Below are 18,421 nucleotides of genomic sequence, written 5' to 3'. Positions count from 1 at the left end.
TATGGATCGTTTCCAGCCATTGAGGCGGACGGCCGGCGCGCGAGCGCTACACCGCGGCCAGCGCCTGGTCGAAATCGGCGATCAGATCGTCCGCATTCTCGATACCGATCGACACGCGCACCAGATTGTCGGTGATGCCGAGCGCCGCCTTGCGCTCGTCTGGGACCGAAAGATGCGTCATCGCCGCGGGGTGGCTCGCGAGCGTCTCGGTGCCGCCAAGGCTGACCGCGAGCTTCGCGATGCGGAGCGCGTCGAGGAAGCGGAAGCTCTCGGCCTCGCCGCCCTTGATGAACAGCGAGAAGGTCGACCCGGCACCGGTGCAGTGGCGCTCGAAAATGTCCTTCTGCGGCCCATCTTGGAGGAAGCCGAGATAGCCGAGCCCCTCGACCTTCGGATGCTGTTTCAGGAAGGCGCAGACCTTTTCAGCATTCTCGCCGGCGCGGCTCATCCGGAGCTCGACGGTTTCGAGGCTGCGCAGCAGCATCCACGCGGTGTGCGGGTCGCAGATCGTCCCGATCGTGTTGCGCATCATGCGGATGGGGCCGAGCCACTGCTTCGCGCCGAGCACGCCGCCCGCGACGAGGTCGCTGTGGCCGCCGGCATATTTGGTCAGGCTGTAAAGGACGATGTCCGCGCCGTGGGCGAGCGGCTTCGACCAGAGCGGCCCGAGAAAAGTGTTGTCGATCGCGATCGGCGGGCGGGCGCCCTCGGCAAAGGCGGCGTCGACCGCGGCGCGCATCGCCTGAACGTCGACGAGCGCGTTGGTCGGGTTCGCGGGGCTTTCGAGATAGACCATCGCGACCTTGCCGCCCTGCTTCGTCGCCATCGCCTGCGCGCGGGCGAGGATCGCGTCCATCTCCTCGCGCGAGGCTTCGGCGGGGAAGTCGACGTAGGTGGCGCCGAAGCGCGACAGGATGCGCGCGATCAGCGTCTCGGTCGCGGCATAGAGCGGCCCCGAGTGGACGATCACGTCGTTCATGTTGACGTGCGCGAGCAGCAGGGTCGCGATCGCCGACATGCCCGAGGAGAAGACGAGCGCGTCCTCGGCCTTTTCCCAGACGCCGAGCCGCGCCTCGAGAATCTCCTGGTTCGGGCCGTTGAAGCGCGAATAGACGAGGCCCTCGGCGCCGCCGGGGCGCTTGCCGGTGATGCCCTCGAAATGGCGCTTGCCCGCCGCGGCGCTTTCGAAGGCGAAGGTCGAGGTGAGGAAGATCGGCGGCTTCAGCGAGCCTTCCGACAGCATCGGATCATAGCCATAGCCCATCATCAGCGTCGAGGGCGACAGCGTGTGGCCGCCGAGTTCGGTGACGTCGGCCTTGGGCTTGCGGCGCGTCGTGCCGGTGAGGTCGTTATTGTCGATGTCGGGCATGGTCGGACTCCGATGGATTTGGTTTCACCTGCAACTAGCGCGCTTTTGATCGCCGGTCACCCTGCGATAACTCAGTCCTCGACGATAAGGCTCCGCTCGCGGGTTTCGGGCAGCAGCAGCGTCGCGACGCCCGCCAGCCCGATGACCAGCGCGACGTAGAAATAGAACATCCATTCGACCCCCTGACCCTTCAGCCAGAGCGCGACCATCTCGACCGTGCCGCCGAAGATCGCGTTGCCGATCGCATAGGGCAGCGCGACGCCGAGGCCGCGGATATGCGCGGGGAACAGCTCGGCCTTCACCAGCGCATTGTTCGCGGTGTAGCCGCTTTGCAGGGTCAGGGGCACGAGGATCAGCAGCGTCGCCGCGATGGGCGAGCTCACCCGTTCGAGCGCGAAGAAGGTCGGCGCCGCGACGATCGCGCCGCCGATGCCGAACAGCAGCAGCATCGGCCTCCGTCCGAAGCGGTCGGCGAGCGCGCCGAAAACGGGTTGCATCGCCGCAAACCACAGAAGCGCCGCCGCGATGATCCAGGTCGCGGTTTCCTTGTCGAAACCGACGCTGTTGAACAGGAATTTCTGCATATAGGTGATGTAGGTATAGGCGCCGATCCCGCCACCCGCCGACAAGAGGCCGACGAGGATGCTTTCGCGCCGATGCTCGCGCCACAGCCGCTTCGCGGTCGACGCCGGCCGGTCGGCCGCCTGATTCTCGAACGAGGGGGTTTCGGCGAGATTGCGGCGCAGCACATAGACACCGAGCGCTAGCAGCGCGCCGATCACGAAGGGGATGCGCCAGCCCCAGGCGGTCAGCTCGGCCTCGGTCAGGAAGGCTTGCAGGATGATCGCGACGAAGATCGCGCAGAGCTGGCCGCCGATCAGCGTCAGATACTGGAAACTGGCCCAGAAGCCGCGATGTTCGCGCGGCGCCATTTCGGACAGGTAAGTCGCGCTGGCGCCATATTCGCCGCCGAGCGACAGACCCTGCAGGACGCGCGCGGCGATCAGCACCGCGGGGCCGGCGAGCCCGGCCTGCGCATAGGTCGGCGCGACCGCGATCAGTAACGAGCCGCCGAACATCAGCGCCACCGACAGCGTCAGCCCCGCCTTGCGCCCGCGCGCGTCAGCGAAGCGCCCCATCATCCACGCGCCGATCGGCCGCATGACGAAACCGACGGCAAAGATCGTCGCGGTGCTCAGAAGCTGTGCGGTCGGGTCGGCCTTCGGAAAGAAGACCGGCGCGAAATAGATGGCGAAGGCGGCATAGGCGAACCAGTCGTACCATTCGACGAGATTGCCCGCCGAGCCGCCGATGATCGAGACCAGCCGTTTGCGCGGTATCGCCAGGGCTTTCATTCGCTGATCCTCCCTTCCCATCTTTTCGTCATGCGGGATCAAGTCCGGGGTGACGGATATCAGGTCGGCTCTTTCACGCCGATCACCGACAATTGTCGGCCATAGCCATTCTCGCCGCGCAGGCAGGCGCGGCGGTAGCTGAAATAATCGGCCTCCTCGGCGCAGGTATCCTGCCCGCCGATCGCGACCGTGCCGACCCCCGCGCCGGCGAGGCGCGCGGCGACATAGGCGGCGATGTCGAACATCGCGTGGCCGGGGCGGCCGGCGGCGAAGAAATGCTCGTTGGCGGGGTTGTCGGCGAGGAAGCGGCCGACGAAAGCCTCGTCGACCTCGTAGGAGGCGCGGCCGATGCACGGGCCGATCGCGGCGGCGATCGCTTCGCGGCGCGCGCCGAGGCTCTCCATCGCATCGAGAGTCGCCTCGGCGACTCCGGCGATCGCGCCCTTCCATCCCGCGTGTGCGGCGCCGACCACTCCGGCTTCGCGGTCGGCGAAGAGGATCGGCACGCAATCGGCGGTGAGGATGCCGAGCAGGATGCCGGGGGTGCGGGTCGCCAGCGCATCGGCCTCGCGTCGCGCGGCGAGGTCGGTCGCGTCGTCGATTGTGACGCAGCGATGCCCATGCACCTGATAGACGCCCGCGAGCGCCGCGCCGGGCAATATGGCGTCGGCGACGCGGTGGCGGTTCTCGGCGATCAGCGCCGGGTCGTCGCCCGAGCCGAGGCCGCAGTTCAGAGAGGCAAGCTCGCCCGTCGACACGCCGCCGCGCCGTCCGAAGAAGCCGTGCGCGACGCCGGCGAGCGGCGCGGCGGTGGTGAAGGGCGCGCTCACAGGTCGAGCCTCCAGATACGGTCCTCGTCGATATGATTGCCGACGCGAAAGGCGTTGCGGCCGACGTCGACGAAGCCGTAGCGGCGATAGAAGGCCTGCGCGCGGTCGTTTTCGGTGAAGACCGAGAGATAGAGGATCGACGCCCGCTCGCGCGCCCAGGCGATGCCCCATTCGATCAGCGCCGCGGCGACCCCGCGCCCCTTCGCCGCTTCATCGACATAGAGTTGGTGGAGCTCGGTCGCGTCGGTGGCGGGCTGACCCTCGGGCAGGTCGAAGTCGATCGGGCCGAGCTTGATGAAACCGAGGATCGCGCCGTCGTCGCCGCGCACCAGCGCGATCGTCCACTCGGGGTCGGCGATCTGCGCGCGGATGCGGTCGGGCGGGTTCCATCCCGCCAGGAAGGCCGCGAGGTCGGCGGGGTCGTAGATGTGGCCGAAGGTGTGCCGGAACGAGCCCTCGGCAAAGGCGGAGAGCGCCTCGGCGTCCGATGCGTCCGCCGGAATAATCGCGGTCATGCGGGACCTCCCATATCCGGAAACCCTTCGGGCAAGGGCCAGCCCGATGCGTGGATCGCCATCGCCCGGAACAGCTCGCCCATCGCCTGCGGCTGGACCAGCCGGTCGCGCTGGCCGGCGAGTTCCTCGGCCCGGCCCGGCGATGCCGCGGCGAGCGCCTCCATCCGCGCGTCGATGCCGAGTCGCCGCAGCCATTCGCCCTGGCCGACCGGCCCCGCGACCAGCGCCCCCGCACCGCGCGCCGCAAAGGCGAGCGCGGCGAAATCGACGTGCGCGGTCAGATCGACCTCGCCCGGCCGCGCGAAGGGGTCGGCGAAGCGGTGATCCTTGACCGCCTGCAGCGTATCGCCCGCGGCGGGGCCGCTATAGCCATAGTCGATCGTCAGCATCGCGCCGCCGTGGCGCGCGAGGCGAAATGCGCAGCTCTGCATGATCGCGGCGGCGGCGGGCGCCGTCTCGACGATCGTGCCCTCGCCATGGTGGCGCAGCGCCGGGGGCACGGCCTCGTCGGCGGGGGCGCCGCCGGCCCTCGGTACCAGCCCGCCACGGTCGCGAACGACGACGCGTTCGCGCCAGCCGTCGGCGGTGCGCACATATTGGTGGATCGGCAGCGCGTCGAAAAACTCGTTGGCGACGATGATCGGCGCGACATCGTCGGGCAGTGTCGTGATATCGTCATGGTGCACCGCGGCGGGCAGCCGCGCCGCCTGCGCCGCGCGCAGTGCCGGGCTGGTCTCGACGAGATGGACGCCCTGCGGCGCGGCGCCGAAGCGCGCCATCGCGCGCAGCGCATCGGCGGCGAGCGTGCCGCGGCCGGGGCCGAGCTCGACATAGCGGAAGGCGGGTTTGCCCGCGCGCAGCCAGAGGTCGGCGATCCAGATGCCGACCATCTCGCCGAACATCTGGCTGATCTCGGGCGCGGTGGTGAAGTCGCCCGCCGCGCCGAGCGGGTCGCGCGTCGCATAATAATGCGCGTTTGCGGCCGCCATATAGTCGGCGACGGTCATCGCGCGCGCGCTGGCGATCTGAAGCATGAGATGAGCGGGCGTCGGTGGGCCGTCAGGCAATGCTGTCGGCCCCCGCAATCGGTTCGATGCGCTGGCGGCGGCCCTTGGCGGTGGCGACGAGCCACACGCCGGCGGCGAGCATCGGCACGGTCAGCGTCTGACCCATCGTCAGCCCCCACGACAGCGTGCCGAGCTGGACGTCGGGCTCGCGGACGAATTCGAGGCTGAAGCGGCTGAGGCCGTAAAGGATCGCCGCCATGCCGAACAGGAAACCGGGCTTGTAGCGCGCGTCGGTGCGCCAGAAGAGGAAGGCGAGGACCAGGAACATCAGGATGCCCTCGAGCCCCGCCTCGTAGAGCTGGCTCGGGTGGCGCGGGTCCATCGTGCCGCTGCTCGGGAAGATGATCGCCCAGGGCACGGTGGTCGGCCGGCCCCACAGTTCGCCGTTCACGAAATTGGCGAGGCGGCCGAAGAAGAGGCCGAAGGGAACGACGCAGGCGATATAGTCGCAAAAGCGCAGGAAACTGAGCTTTTCCTTGCGCGTCACATACCAGATAGCGATCAGCACCCCCGCGACGCCGCCGTGGAGCGACATGCCGCCGTCCCACAGCTTGAAGATCTCGACTGGGTGCCGCAGATAATTGCCGAGGTTGTAGAAGAGGACGTAGCCCAATCGGCCGCCGACGATGATGCCGAGCATCGCATAGAAGATCATGTCGTCGGCGTGGCGGCGCGCCATCGGGGCGCCCGGCTGCGCGATCAGCTTGAGCAGATACCAATAGCCGACGAAGATACCGGCGAGATAGGCGAGCGCGTACCAGCGGATGGGCAGGCCGAAGACGCTGAAGGCGATTTCGCTGTTTTCGCCCATCAAATCACGAAAATTGAGATATTGCGTTGCTTCCGCTAGGAGCGCAGAAAATGTCATAAAAGTCTCGGCCCTTCCCCAGGAGAGGCCTTCCCCATAGGGGGTAAGTGCTGCGAGACCAAGAGGAGAGATATCCGATGCCATCCGCGCTCGATTTGCGCCTGGAAGCCGCGTACAATCTGATCACCGGTCCTGGGGGACCGATCCAGGTCGGGACCATCGAACGCCACGGTCGCGAACTGCCTTTCATCACCAACGCGCCGTCGAACATCGTCGATTATGTCGCCTATTTTTGTGCGCAGCACGGCGACGCGACCTTCCTCGTCGAGGGTAATGAGCGGCTGAGCTTCGCCGAGGTCTATGCCGCGGCGCGCAAGGTCGCGGCGGGGCTGGTCGAAGGCTATGGGGTGAAGCGCGGCGACCGCGTCGGCATCGCGATGCGCAACGCCAACGCCTGGTGCGTCGCCTATCTGGGCGCGCTGATGGCGGGGGGCTGCGCGACCCTGCTCAACGGCTGGTGGCAGGGCGCCGAACTGGCGGCGGGGATCGAGGACAGCGAGACGAAGCTCGTCATCGCCGACCCGCAGCGCGCTGAGCGGCTCGCCTGCGCCGAACATGGCGCGAAGGTGATCGCGCTCGACATCACGCGCCCGATCGACGAGGCGATCGCGCCGATCACCGCGGCGGGCGGCAGCGAGGCCACCGAACTACCGCAGCTCGGCCCCGACGATCTCGCCACCATCCTCTTCACCTCGGGCTCGACGGGCCAGTCGAAGGGCGCCTATTCGCGCCATCAGGCGGTGGTGCAGGGGATTTTCAACTATATCGCGCAGACCGCGAGCATCGTCCACCTGCTGACCGAGGACGGGCAGATGTCGGACATCCAGCCCGCGACGCTGATCTGCACCCCGCTCTTCCACGTCACCGCGGAGATTCCGGTGTTCCTGCAGAGCTTCGCGCTCGGACGCAAACTCGTGCTGATGCCCAAATGGAACGCCGAGGAGGCGATGCGGCTGATCCAGGACGAGCAGGTCAATTATTTCGTCGGCGTGCCGCTGATGAGCTACGAGATCCTCGTCCACCCCAATCGGTCGAAATATGATCTGTCGACATGCAAGAGCTACGCGGGCGGCGGCGCGCCGCGCCCGCCCGAGCATGTGAAGCGCCTCGCCACCGAAATGGGCGAGGGCAAGCCGCTGCTCGGCTATGGCCTGACCGAGACCAACGCCGTCGGCTGCGGCAACCTCAACGAGAATTATCTCGAAAAGCCGCTGTCGACGGGCCCGGCATCGAAGCCGCTCGTCGATCTCGCGATCCTCGACGACAACGGCAACGCGCTGCCGCAGGGCCAGGTCGGCGAGGCGTGCATCCGTTCGATCGCCAATTTCGAAGGCTATTGGAACAATCCCGAAGCGACGAAGGCGGCCTTTTTCGACAATGGCTATTTCCGCACCGGCGACCTCGGCTATCTCGACGAGGACGGCTATCTGTTCATCGTCGACCGAAAGAAGGACATCATCATCCGCGGCGGCGAGAATATCAGCTGCCAGGAGGTCGAGGCGGCGATCTACGAGCACCCCGATGCCCAGGAATGCGCGGTGTTCGGCCTGCCCGACGAGCGGCTGGGCGAGGTCGTCGGCGCGGTCGTGTGGATGGCGCCGGGCAGCAAGGCCGATGCCGCGATGCTCGCCGAATATCTGGCCGAGCGGCTCGCGCCCTACAAGGTGCCGAGCAAGATCTGGCTGAGCGCCGACGCGCTGCCCAAGCTCGGCACGGAAAAGATCGACAAGGTGACGCTGCGCAAGCAGTATCGCGAGGAATATGCCGCGGAGCTCGCGGCGTAACCGGATGGCGCCGGGCACCGAACCCCTTTAACCCCTCCCCTTCAGGGGAGGGGTTGGGGTGGGGTCTGTCGGCCTTGCGCGAGGCCGACAGACCCCACCCCACTACGACTAGGCAGCAAGCTGCCAAGTCTGCGTTGCCCCTCCCCTGAAGGAGAGGGGCTTAAAAGGTGCGCTCGAAACGATGACCGATCTTCCTCCCGCGATGCCGCCGGTGCGCGTCTATCGCCACCGGCTCCCGACGCGCCTCTGGCACTGGCTGAACGCGCTGACGCTGCTCGTCCTGCTGATGAGCGGGCTGATGATCTTCAACGCGCACCCGCGCCTCTATTGGGGGCAATATGGCGCGAACCACGACCGTGCCTGGCTCGAGATCGGGTCGACGCGCGACGCCGGCTATCTGCGCGTCGGGTCGTGGAAGGTCGACACGACGGGCGTGCTCGGACGCTGGACCGACGGCGCGGGGGTGGAGCAACGCTGGGCCTTTCCGGGATGGGCGACGATCCCCACCCGCTACAGCCTCGCCGACGGACGGCGCTGGCACCTGAGCTTCGCCTGGCTGCTCGCGATCGCGCTGACGCTCTACATGCTGTGGACCGCGTTCGGCGGGCATCTGGCGAAGGATCTGCACGTCCGGCGCGGCGAATGGGCGCCGCGCCATATCTGGCGCGACATCAAGGACCATGCGCGGCTGCGATTCCCGACGGGCGAAGCGGCGGCGCGTTACAATGTCCTGCAGAAACTCTCCTATATCGGGGTGATTTTCGTGGCTCTGCCGCTGATGATCTTCACCGGCCTCGCCATGTCGCCGGGGTTCAACGCGACGGCGCCGTGGCTGATCGACCTGTTCGGCGGGCGGCAGTCGGCGCGCTCGATCCACTTCATCGCCGCCTGGGTGCTGGTCCTCTTCTTTATCGTCCATATCACGATGGTGCTGCTCGCGGGGCCGGTCAACGAAGTGCGCTCGATGATCACCGGCTGGTTCCGCCTGCCGCCCGCGAAGGGAGAGCGGGCGTGAGCGGGATCGTCCTGCCGCGGCGGCAGCTGATCGCGCGCGCGGGCAGCCTCGTCGCCGCGGCGGGCGCGCTGCCGCTCCTGTCGGGCTGCGACGCGATCAACGAGGCGCCCGCGGTGCGCAAGATATTGTCGATGGGCGAGGAGATGCACCGCGCGAGCCAGCGGGCGCTGACCGATCGCGATGCGCTCGCGCGCGAATTCACCCGCGCCGACCTGTCGCCCGTCTTTCGTCCCAACGGCACGCGGCTGCCCGAAGGCACCGCCTATGCCGCGCATGCCGCGCGCGGTTTCGCCGACTGGCGCGTCGCGGTGACGGGGCTTGTTGCGCGGCCGCTGTCGCTGTCGATGGCCGATATTCGCGCGATGCCGCAGCGCAGCCAGATCACCCGTCACGACTGCGTCGAGGGCTGGAGCGCGATCGGCGAATGGACGGGGGTGCAACTGAGCCGCGTGCTCGCCGCGGCGGGGCTGAAGGACAGCGCGCGCTATATCGTCTTCCGCTGCGCCGACCGGATCGGCGACACCGATTATTACGAAAGCTGCGACCTGATCGATGCGCTGCATCCGCAGACGATCCTCGCCTGGGCGCTCAACCGCGCGTTGCTGCCGATCGCCAACGGCGCGCCGCTGCGCCTCCGGATCGAGCGGCAGCTGGGCTACAAGCACGCCAAATATCTGACCGGACTCGAGGCGGTCGCGAGCCTCGACGGCATCGGCGCAGGAAAGGGGGGTTACTGGGAGGATCGCGTGGACTATGAATGGTATGCGGGGATCTGAATAAGAATAAGGAGGTCGCTCCCCATGTCCATTCTCCGCCCCTTTCTCTCGCGCATCGTTCGCCAGGGCCGGCTGACCGTCATCGATCCCGACGGCGGCGAGGAGCATTTCGGCACGCCTACGCCCGCTTTCCCCGAGGTGACGATCCGCTTCACCAGCCGCAAGGGCATGCGCCGGATCATCCTCGACCCGCGGCTCGGCGCCGCCGAAGCCTTCATGGACGGCGAGATGCGGATCGAGCGCGGCGACATCATGGAGCTGATCACGCTGATCCGCGCCAACACGCCGTGGGACCGCGGCGCGAAGCTCAAGGACAAGACGGCGGCGGGCGAGGCGGTCGACTGGCTGAAGACGCGGATCAATTCGATCAACCGGCGGAGCCGCTCGCGCGCCAATGTCGCGCATCATTACGATATCGGCAACGACCTCTACCGCCTCTTTCTCGACAGCGACATGCAATATAGCTGCGCATACTGGCCGCGCGCGGACATGACGCTCGATGAGGCGCAGGCGGCGAAGAAGGCGCATATCGCGGCGAAGCTCGCGCTCGCGCCGGGTCAGCGCATCCTCGACATCGGCTGTGGCTGGGGCGGCATGGCGATCACCTTGGCGAAGCTCGCCGAGGTCGAGGTGCTGGGAATCACGCTGTCGGAAGAGCAACTGGCGCTCGCGAAGGAGCGCGCCGCCGCGGCGGGGGTCGCCGACCGCGTGTCCTTCGAGCTGATCGACTATCGCGACCTCGCGGCACGTGACGCGGGGCGTTTCGACCGCATCGTGTCGGTCGGCATGTTCGAACATGTCGGCGCGCGCAATTTCGAGACCTTCTTCCGCGCCGCCGCCAATCTGATGACGGCGAACGGCGTGATGCTGCTCCACACCATCGGCCGCTTCGGCAAGCCGGGGTCGACCGACGCCTTCACCCGCAAATATATCTTCCCCGGCGGCTATATCCCGGCGCTCAGCGAGACGCTCGCGGCGAGCGAGAAGAGCCGGCTGATCGTCACCGATGTCGAGACGCTGCGCCTTCATTATGCGCTGACCCTGCGCCAATGGTACGCCCGCACCCTCGCGCACGAGGCCGAGATCGTCCAGATGATGGGGATGCGCTTCTTCCGCATGTGGACCTTCTACCTCGCCGGCGCGACCTCGGCGTTCGAAAGCGGCGGGATGGGCAATTATCAGATCCAGTTCGCGCGCAGCCGCCACGCGCTGCCGCTGACGCGCGATTATATCGGCGAAGCCGAAAGGCGTTATTCGTAGGGGCGACCAGGTCAGGCGGGATATATCGCGTTCATGCTGTCCCAACTCAGCGCGACGAGCCGTTCGAGAATGTCCAGATCTACGTCGGCGAGCTTGTTGATGTACAGGCAGGACTTGCCGGTCCTGTGCTTGCCCAGCTTCGCGAACAGCGCATCGGCCTCATTCTGCTCGTCGCCGTAATGACCCATCAGATAGACCGTCATCGCCGCCTTGCGGGGGGAAAATCCGGCGCGGCACATCGTTCCCGAATGGCCGCTGTCATAGACATAGTCATAGCTGCCATAGCCGATGATCGACGGTCCCCACATCCGGGGCTGATGCCCGGTCACGCGGCGATGGATGGCGTCGACGATCGCCGCCTCCTCGCGCCGCCGCGCGTCGGGGACCGCGGCGATGAAATCGGCGACGCGCACCCCGGTCGCCTCGGTCTTGATGCCGGCTTTGGCCACAAACGCTCCCTCGCGCCCACCATAGCCCGTTTCGGCGATTTTCAGTAGGCCTTCGACGCCAGCACCGTGTCGTTCAGCGCGTCGGTGATGGTCACCTGTTTGTAATTGGCCCGGATCGCCGACTGGTCGCTGAGTTTCAGAAAACTCGACCCCGCCGGGACGAAGGTCACGGCAACCTCGACCTCGCGCTGGCTGTTGCGCTGGGAAAAGGCGGCGGCGGCTTCGCGCGACATGGTGATGGGGGGTAACAGCGCCGGTGCTTTAAAGTCGACCTGTCCGGCCACGCCGGTATCGACATCGCCGAAATAGACCCACCATTGCGACATTTTTTCGAATTTATAGATGCGCGACTTATCCCTGTTCGGACATTGCGGCGCGACCAGCGACGCCTGAAAATAGGCGATCGCATTCTCTCCGGTCGAGGAGGTTCGCAATTGGACCGTGGCGCCATCGTGAAAGTCATCGATCGCCTTGATCGCCTTGGGCTTGAAGGACGTGGCTCGCCCCGGCTGCTGCAACGGAAAGGCGCCGGTGCTTTCGTTCCACTGGCCCAGTCGCGCGGTAAAATAGAGCGTCAGTTCGCGCGGTTGGCTGGCGGCCCAGGTCTTGAGTTCGGTGCGGGCCTGGGTGAGCGCGGCCTTGCCGCGTTCGCGGTCGCCGAACTCGCCGGCCAGATCGTCGCTCATCTGGATGCCGCGATCGCACGACCGGATCGCGGTGTACCACACCCAGATCGGTTCAAACGCCTCGGTCACCAGCGTGTCGTTGGCCACCGCCCACAGGGTGAAGGGGACCGTCGCCAGCATCTGCTGACGCGCGCTGCGTTTGTTCTTGCTGTCGTCCGAACCCGGTTCGCCGGCGCCGTAGGTCACGTTGCGGTCCCAGTCGGATGGCATCCACGACGGCGGCATCAACAGCGCGTCTTCGAGCGGCGCCGCGGGCTTCGAAGCCGCAGCGGCGGTATCGGTGCTTGCCTCCGCGCCATCGCTCGCCTGGCTGTTACCGCCGCCGCAACCGGCTAAAATCAACGCCAGCGAAGCCGCGCCGGCCTGCCTCCATCCTGATGCCATGATCAAACCCTTCCCGTTCCGATGCCGTTGTTGGTCAGGATTTGCCATCGCGGTGCCGCCTGCGTCTTGATGGAGTTTTGAAGGATTCCTAAAGCCCGCGTTGCGCGGCGCGAGCGAGCCTGATAGGCGCGCCCGCGTCGTTTCCAGCCAGGGGTGCCCCCATGTCCGAGTCCATCAAGCGCGTCGTCCTCGCCTATTCGGGGGGGCTCGACACCAGCGTCATCCTGAAATGGTTGCAGGTGACCTATGGCTGTGAGGTGGTGACCTTCACCGCCGACCTGGGGCAGGGCGAGGAATTGGAGCCCGCGCGCGCCAAGGCCGAGCTGATGGGGATCGCGCCGAATCACATCTATATCGACGATCTGCGTGAGGAGTTCGTGCGCGACTTCGTCTTTCCGATGATGCGCGCCAATGCCCGCTACGAGGGCGATTATCTGCTCGGCACCTCGATCGCGCGGCCGCTGATCTCGAAGCGGCTGGTCGAGATCGCGAAGGAAACCGGTGCCGATGCGGTCGCGCACGGCGCGACGGGCAAAGGTAACGACCAGGTGCGTTTCGAACTGTCCTGCTATGCGCTGAACCCCGACATCAAGGTCATCGCGCCGTGGCGCGAATGGGATCTGACCAGCCGCACCGCGCTGATCGACTTCGCCGAGAAGAACCAGATTCCGGTGCCCAAGGACAAGCGCGGCGAAAGCCCGTTCAGCACCGACGCGAACCTCCTCCACACCTCGTCGGAGGGCAAGGTGCTCGAGAATCCGTGGGAAGAGACCCCCGATTACGTCTATTCGCGCACGGTGAACCCCGAGGACGCTCCCGACGCGCCCGAATATATCACCATCGATTTCGAGCGCGGCGACGGCGTCGCGCTGAACGGCCAGGCGATGTCGCCCGCGACCCTGCTCGCGGCGTTGAACGACCTCGGCCGCAAGCACGGCGTCGGCCGCCTCGACCTCGTCGAGAACCGCTTCGTCGGCATGAAGTCGCGCGGCATGTACGAAACGCCCGGCGGCGAAATCTATGCGCGGGCCCATCGCGGGATCGAGAGCATCACGCTCGACCGCGGCGCGGCGCATCTCAAGGACGAGCTGATGCCGAAATATGCCGAGCTCATCTACAACGGCTTCTGGTTCGCGCCTGAGCGCGAGATGCTGCAGGCGGCGATCGACCACAGCCAGGAAAAGGTGTCGGGCACGGTGCGGCTGAAGCTGTACAAGGGCAACGCGAGCGTCGTGGGGCGCAAGTCGCCGCACAGCCTGTACAGCGAGCGCCACGTCACCTTCGAGGACGACGCCGGCGCCTATGACCAGAAGGACGCGGCGGGCTTCATCAAGCTCAACGCGCTGCGCCTCAAGCTGCTCGCGCGTCGCGACCAATAGGGACGCGGCGGCAACCGGCGCCGCTTCCCCCACTTTGCCCATTTCGAGTGGCGGCGGTGCTTACGTCGTCCGACGCACCGTGCTTTCGGGGCCGGATTGCGCTGAAACGCGCCGTGCGTGCGACATAGCCAAGTGCAAAAAACTGCCAAAATGGTAGTGTTCCGGCGGATTTGACCAGTCCGACGTATTCCAGAAGCATAAAACATCATTCGCATTGGGTGGGGGCTTGCCGGGAAACAGCGCGAGGTTCTCATGTCGATTCCAGCGTCAAACGACCCTAATGACTATGAATGGCAGTCATGCGTCATCATGTTTCCACGCATCGGCACGATGCTGAGTCGCCACGGTGCGCGGATGCGCCTGATCCTTCCGGGACATTATCTGGTGCGCCGTTCGCGGACGCTCGGTGGCCGTATCTACCGGCGTCTGTCGACGTCGGACGAACTCGGCGACCAGGGGCAGGGCCCCTAGTCGCGTCCGTACCTTCCGTTCCCCGCGCCTTCGCTCCGAAGATTGGGGTGGCGCGGCCGGCGTGCAGGCGGCAAGACAGCATCGTCCGACGGTCCGGAGCCGATAACGGCTTTCCGGGTCGGCTGTCCGGGCTGGGAAGGTTGTCGCCGCCGTGCGCCTGTTCGATTTCTCCTCGTGGCACAGCATCGGCGCGACGCTGCTGAGCCTTGCGCTCTTCACGCTCATCGGTGTCGGCATTCGGCTGATGGTCATGCAGACCATCCAGCAGCGCCGCGAACGGATGAACCGCCAGATCAACGAGCGGCTGCGGACGCTGATCGCGGCCTACAAGACGCTCGGCGGCTCGTTCACCGGCGACCTGATGGTCGATCCGCGGCATTTGCGCGACCTGCGCCGAGCGGCGCAGGCGGAAACCCCGGACGCGGAGCCGGTGCTCGACCTGCCGCGCGGCGGCGGAGAAGAATCCGATCGCGCCCGGCGCATCCGCGACGCGGTCGAAGCGGCGCTGTCCGACATCATCCTGCTCGGCACCGAGGAACAGGTGCGGCTCGCGAGCCGCGCGGCGCAGGAACTGGTCGAAGGGCGGCCGGTGCACACCCATGCGCTCGTCGTGGCGCTGCGCGATTTCATCCGCAAGGCGCTCGATCTCGACCCGGTGCCCGCCGACGCCGCGATCCCGCTTCAGGGGCCGACGCGCCCGGCAAGCTCGGGCGGCAAGGGCGGCGGGGCGAAGGGCGGCGAGGGCGGCAGCGGCGGTGGCCGGGGCGGCGGCGGAGGCGGCGGAATGGGCATGGCCGGCGGCATGGGGCTCGCGGGCGGCGTGGGGCTGGCGCATGGCACGACCTCGGGGGCCACCGAAACCGATGCCTCCGACAGCCCGCCTCCATGAAGCATTAGCATGGGGCCGCGACCTGCGCTAAGGCGCGCGGCATGACCGCGACCCGCTTCTTTTCCGACAACGCCGCCGCCGTCCACCCCGCGGTGATGGAGGCGATCGCCGCCGCGAACCATGTCGACACCGCCTATGACGGCGACGCGCTCAGCCAGTCGCTCGACGCCGCCTTTTCGGAGCTGTTCGAGACGAGTTGCGAGGTCGTGTGGATTCCGACGGGGACGGCCGCGAACAGCATCATCCTCGCCCATTTCGTGCGCCCGTGGCAGGGCATCCTCTGTCACGAGGAAGCGCATATCGAGGTCGACGAATGCGGGGCTCCGGCCTTCTATTCGGGCGGCGCCAAGCCAATGCTTCTGCCGGGGCGCGGCGCGAAGGTCGACGCGGATGCGCTCCGCCGGCGTATCGCGGGCATCCGCAAGGACGTGCACCAGGTCCAGCCCGCGGCGATCAGCATCACCAACGCGACCGAATATGGTCTCGCGTGGCGTGCCGACGAGATCGGGGCGATCGGCGAGACCGCCCGCGCCGAGGGGATGAAGCTGCACATGGACGGCGCCCGCTTCGCCAACGCGGTGGCCTTCTTGGGCTGCGCCCCTGCCGACGTGACGTGGCGTGCGGGGGTCGACGCCCTCTCCTTTGGCTTTACGAAGAATGGCGCGATGATGGCGGAGGCGCTGGTCTTCTTCGGCGGCAGCGGCGGCGCGGGGGTGCGTGAGCTCAAGAAGCGCGGCGGCCACCTGCTCAGCAAGGGGCGCTTCGTCGCGGCGCAAATCCGCGCGATGCTGACGAACGATCTCTGGCTCGCCAATGCGCGCGCGGCCAACGCCGGCGCGGCGGCGCTCGCCGCAGCGTGCGGCGACCGGCTTCTCTATCCGGTCGAGGCGAACGAGTTGTTCGTCCGCCTGACCGCCGACGAGGCGGCGCGGCTGCGCGGCGCGGGCTATGATTTCTACGACTGGGGCGAGGGCGCGGCGCGCCTCGTCGTGAGCTGGGATCAGGATGCCGCCGCGGTCGCGCCGCTCGCCGCCGCGATCGCGGCGCTATGAGCGGGGTACAGCCGACGCTGCTCACCCCGCGCGTCCTCCTCCCCTTTGCGCTCGTGACGCTGATCTGGGGATCGACCTGGATCGTGATCACCGGGCAGCTCGGCGTCGTGCCGCCGAGCTGGTCGGTGACCTACCGCTTTACGGTCGCGGCGCTGGCGATGTTCGCCTTCGCCGCGCTGCGCCGTGAGCGGATCTGGCTCGATCCGCGCGCGCTGGCCTTCGCGGCGCTGCTCGGCATCGCGCAGTTCACCTTCAACTTCAATTTCGTCTATCGCGCCGAACAGCATATCACCTCGGGTCTCGTCGCGGTGCTGTTCGCGCTGCTGATCGTGCCCAACACGCTGCTCGGCCGCGCCTTTCTGAAGACGCCACTCGAGGGGCGCTTCCTCCTCGGCGCCGGGATCGCGATCGCCGGGGTCGCGATGATGATCGTCCACGAATATCGCGCCGCGGCGCTCGGGCCGGCAGCGGTGATTACCGGCACCGCCTTCACGCTTTCGGGCGTGCTCAGCGCCTCGACCGCCAACGTCATGCAGGGAACGGCCCTCGCTCGCGCGCAGTCGATGACGGTTATGATCGCCTGGGCGATGCTGTTCGGCGCACTCGCCGACGGCGCCTTCGCGTGGATCACCACCGGGCCGCCGGTGATCGAGACGAGCTTCGTCTATCTGGGCGGCGTGCTCTATCTCGGCGTCATCGCGAGTGCGGTGACCTTTCCGCTCTATTTCAATATCATCCGCGCGGTGGGGCCGGGGCAGGCGGCGTGGTCGAGCGTGCTGATCCCGATCATCGCGATGGGCTTTTCGACCGTCTTCGAAGGCTATCGCTGGTCGCTGCTGTCGATCGCCGGCGGCGCGGTCGCGCTCGTCGGATTGGTGATCGCGGTGGCGAAGCGGCCCGTGCGACCCTCGGTCAGTGGCAATATGGTATCGGTGCCCTGTGAGGAGCCCGTCGAGGATTAGCCTGCGCTGATCCGCTCGATGTCGGCGCCAACCGCCTGCAGCTTTTCCTCCAGCCGCTCATAGCCGCGGTCGAGGTGATAGACGCGGTTGACTTCGGTTTGCCCTTCGGCGGCAAGGCCGGCGATGATCAGACTCATCGAGGCGCGCAGGTCGGTCGCCATCACCGGCGCGCCGACCAGCTTGTCGACGCCGCGGACGATCGCGGTGCGGCCCTTGACCTGGATGTCGCAGCCCATGCGCGCGAGTTCGGGGACGTGCATGTAGCGGTTCTCGAAGATCGTCTCGGTGAACAGCGAAGCGCCGGTGCCGAGCGTCGCCATCGCCATGAACTGCGCCTGCATGTCGGTCGCGAAGCCGGGGTAGGGCGCGGTCGACAGCGTGACCGGCTGGGCGCGGCCCGCCATGGCGACGCGGATGCCGGCCTTGGTCTCCTCGACCGTCGCGCCCGCCTCGCGCAGCGCGGCGAGCGTCGCTTCCATCTCGGCCGCCTTGGCCCCGACCAGCTCGACGTCGCCCTCGGTGATCACCGCGGCGCAGGCGTAGCTGCCCGCCTCGATGCGGTCGGCCATCACGCGATAGGTCGCGCCGTGCAGCCGGTCGACGCCCTCGATCGTCAGCGTCTCGGTGCCGATGCCGTCGATCTGCGCGCCCATCGCGACGAGGCAGTTGCAGAGGTCGACGATCTCGGGCTCGCGCGCCGCATTTTCGAGCACGCAGGTCCCCTTGGCGAGCACCGCTGCCATCAGCGCATTCTCGGTCGCGCCGACCGACACGACGGGAAAGGTGAACTTGCCGCCGGGCAGGCGGCCGCCACCCGGCGCGCTGGCCTTCACATAGCCCGAGGCGAGCTCGATCTCGGCGCCGAAGGCTTCCAATGCCTTCAGGTGAAGGTCGATCGGGCGGTTGCCGATCGCGCAGCCGCCGGGGAGGCTGACCGTCGCTTCGCCCGCACGCGCGAGCAGCGGGCCGAGGACGAGGATCGAGGCGCGCATCTTGCGCACGATGTCATAGGGCGCGACGGTCGAGGTCAGCGTCGTCGTCCGCGCGGTCATCACCCGCCCGAAATCCTCGGGCCGCGATCCCTCGATCGTCGTCGAGCAGCCGAGCTGGTTGAGAAGGTGGCCGAAACCGTCGACATCGGCGAGCCGCGGCAGGTTGCGCAAGGTCAGCGGCTCGTCGGTGAGCAGCGCGCAGGGCAGCAGCGTGAGCGCGGCATTCTTGGCGCCGGAGATGGGGATACGGCCCTTGAGTCGCTGGCCGCCGCGAATGACGATCTGATCCATCGGGTGTCTTTAGCGGATGCACGGGAC

18 protein-coding genes are annotated in these 18,421 nt (G+C 67.2%); 9 read left to right on the top strand and 9 right to left on the bottom strand.

Annotation, left to right across the window (positions count from 1 at the left end; translation table 11 throughout):
* Nucleotides 1-46 precede the first annotated feature (46 nt).
* The 6 genes from ACOTSS_RS13945 to lgt form a co-directional block, all read right to left on the bottom strand.
* Nucleotides 47-1,369, bottom strand: coding sequence for a cystathionine gamma-synthase family protein (locus ACOTSS_RS13945; protein ID WP_448688722.1), 1,323 nt, complete (start codon nucleotides 1,367-1,369; stop codon nucleotides 47-49).
* Nucleotides 1,370-1,440: 71 nt separating this feature from the next.
* Nucleotides 1,441-2,724 (bottom strand): MFS transporter, encoded by a 1,284-nt coding sequence (locus tag ACOTSS_RS13940; protein WP_448688721.1) that lies wholly within the window; start codon nucleotides 2,722-2,724, stop codon nucleotides 1,441-1,443.
* A gap of 59 nt (nucleotides 2,725-2,783) precedes the next feature.
* Nucleotides 2,784-3,554: a peptidoglycan editing factor PgeF gene (gene pgeF / locus ACOTSS_RS13935; RefSeq protein WP_448688720.1), complete on the bottom strand. Its 771-nt coding sequence runs from the start codon at nucleotides 3,552-3,554 to the stop codon at nucleotides 2,784-2,786.
* Nucleotides 3,551-4,069, bottom strand: a complete 519-nt coding sequence (locus ACOTSS_RS13930; RefSeq protein ID WP_448688719.1) for an N-acetyltransferase family protein — start codon at nucleotides 4,067-4,069, stop codon at nucleotides 3,551-3,553. Before ACOTSS_RS13930 ends, pgeF begins: the two co-directional genes overlap by 4 nt.
* A complete protein-coding gene (locus tag ACOTSS_RS13925) occupies nucleotides 4,066-5,103 on the bottom strand; it encodes a class I SAM-dependent methyltransferase (RefSeq protein WP_448688718.1) in 1,038 nt (345 codons plus the stop codon). The genes ACOTSS_RS13930 and ACOTSS_RS13925 overlap by 4 nt, the downstream gene beginning before the upstream one ends.
* Nucleotides 5,104-5,128: 25 nt before the next feature.
* A complete protein-coding gene (lgt, locus tag ACOTSS_RS13920; protein ID WP_448688717.1) occupies nucleotides 5,129-6,004 on the bottom strand; it encodes a prolipoprotein diacylglyceryl transferase in 876 nt (291 codons plus the stop codon).
* Between the two features lie 77 nt (nucleotides 6,005-6,081).
* On the opposite strand from lgt, the gene ACOTSS_RS13915 reads away from it, so the two are divergent.
* The 4 genes from ACOTSS_RS13915 to ACOTSS_RS13900 all read left to right on the top strand — a co-directional run bounded on the left by ACOTSS_RS13915 (nucleotide 6,082) and on the right by ACOTSS_RS13900 (nucleotide 10,839).
* Nucleotides 6,082-7,788, top strand: coding sequence for a class I adenylate-forming enzyme family protein (locus ACOTSS_RS13915; RefSeq protein ID WP_448688716.1), 1,707 nt, complete (start codon nucleotides 6,082-6,084; stop codon nucleotides 7,786-7,788).
* 181 nt (nucleotides 7,789-7,969) lie between these two features.
* Nucleotides 7,970-8,803 (top strand): cytochrome b/b6 domain-containing protein, encoded by an 834-nt coding sequence (locus ACOTSS_RS13910; RefSeq protein ID WP_448688715.1) that lies wholly within the window; start codon nucleotides 7,970-7,972, stop codon nucleotides 8,801-8,803.
* Nucleotides 8,800-9,579, top strand: a complete 780-nt coding sequence (locus tag ACOTSS_RS13905; protein WP_448688714.1) for a molybdopterin-binding protein — start codon at nucleotides 8,800-8,802, stop codon at nucleotides 9,577-9,579. Before ACOTSS_RS13910 ends, ACOTSS_RS13905 begins: the two co-directional genes overlap by 4 nt.
* A 24-nt stretch (nucleotides 9,580-9,603) precedes the next feature.
* A complete protein-coding gene (locus ACOTSS_RS13900) occupies nucleotides 9,604-10,839 on the top strand; it encodes a class I SAM-dependent methyltransferase (protein WP_448688713.1) in 1,236 nt (411 codons plus the stop codon).
* 11 nt (nucleotides 10,840-10,850) lie between these two features.
* On the opposite strand, the gene ACOTSS_RS13895 is transcribed toward ACOTSS_RS13900, so the two are convergent.
* Together ACOTSS_RS13895 and ACOTSS_RS13890 are read right to left on the bottom strand one after the other, a co-directional pair.
* Nucleotides 10,851-11,288 carry a DUF1801 domain-containing protein gene (locus ACOTSS_RS13895; protein ID WP_448688712.1) on the bottom strand — a complete coding sequence of 146 codons (438 nt, stop codon included), beginning with the start codon at nucleotides 11,286-11,288 and terminating at the stop codon, nucleotides 10,851-10,853.
* Nucleotides 11,289-11,329: 41 nt separating this feature from the next.
* Nucleotides 11,330-12,358, bottom strand: a complete 1,029-nt coding sequence (locus ACOTSS_RS13890) for a hypothetical protein (protein WP_448688711.1) — start codon at nucleotides 12,356-12,358, stop codon at nucleotides 11,330-11,332.
* 161 nt (nucleotides 12,359-12,519) lie between these two features.
* Between ACOTSS_RS13890 and ACOTSS_RS13885 the strand changes: the two genes are divergently transcribed.
* The 5 genes from ACOTSS_RS13885 to ACOTSS_RS13865 all read left to right on the top strand — a co-directional run bounded on the left by ACOTSS_RS13885 (nucleotide 12,520) and on the right by ACOTSS_RS13865 (nucleotide 17,111).
* Nucleotides 12,520-13,737, top strand: coding sequence for an argininosuccinate synthase (locus ACOTSS_RS13885; RefSeq protein WP_448688710.1), 1,218 nt, complete (start codon nucleotides 12,520-12,522; stop codon nucleotides 13,735-13,737).
* Between the two features lie 309 nt (nucleotides 13,738-14,046).
* Nucleotides 14,047-14,208, top strand: coding sequence for a hypothetical protein (locus tag ACOTSS_RS13880; RefSeq protein ID WP_448688709.1), 162 nt, complete (start codon nucleotides 14,047-14,049; stop codon nucleotides 14,206-14,208).
* Between the two features lie 151 nt (nucleotides 14,209-14,359).
* Nucleotides 14,360-15,097, top strand: coding sequence for a hypothetical protein (locus ACOTSS_RS13875; RefSeq protein ID WP_448688708.1), 738 nt, complete (start codon nucleotides 14,360-14,362; stop codon nucleotides 15,095-15,097).
* Between the two features lie 41 nt (nucleotides 15,098-15,138).
* Nucleotides 15,139-16,149: a threonine aldolase family protein gene (locus tag ACOTSS_RS13870; RefSeq protein WP_448688707.1), complete on the top strand. Its 1,011-nt coding sequence runs from the start codon at nucleotides 15,139-15,141 to the stop codon at nucleotides 16,147-16,149.
* Nucleotides 16,146-17,111: a DMT family transporter gene (locus ACOTSS_RS13865; protein WP_448688706.1), complete on the top strand. Its 966-nt coding sequence runs from the start codon at nucleotides 16,146-16,148 to the stop codon at nucleotides 17,109-17,111. The genes ACOTSS_RS13870 and ACOTSS_RS13865 overlap by 4 nt, the downstream gene beginning before the upstream one ends.
* Here ACOTSS_RS13865 and murA read toward each other — a convergent pair.
* On the bottom strand, nucleotides 17,108-18,394 hold the full coding sequence (gene murA, locus ACOTSS_RS13860; RefSeq protein ID WP_448688705.1) for a UDP-N-acetylglucosamine 1-carboxyvinyltransferase: 1,287 nt from the start codon (nucleotides 18,392-18,394) through the stop codon (nucleotides 17,108-17,110). The genes ACOTSS_RS13865 and murA overlap by 4 nt on opposite strands.
* Between the last annotated feature and the right edge of the window lie 27 nt (nucleotides 18,395-18,421).

The sequence above is a fragment of the Sphingopyxis sp. NJF-3 genome (assembly GCF_053514865.1).
The sequence above is the reverse complement of the archived record's forward strand: the minus strand, read 5'-3'. Positions and strand labels throughout refer to the sequence as shown.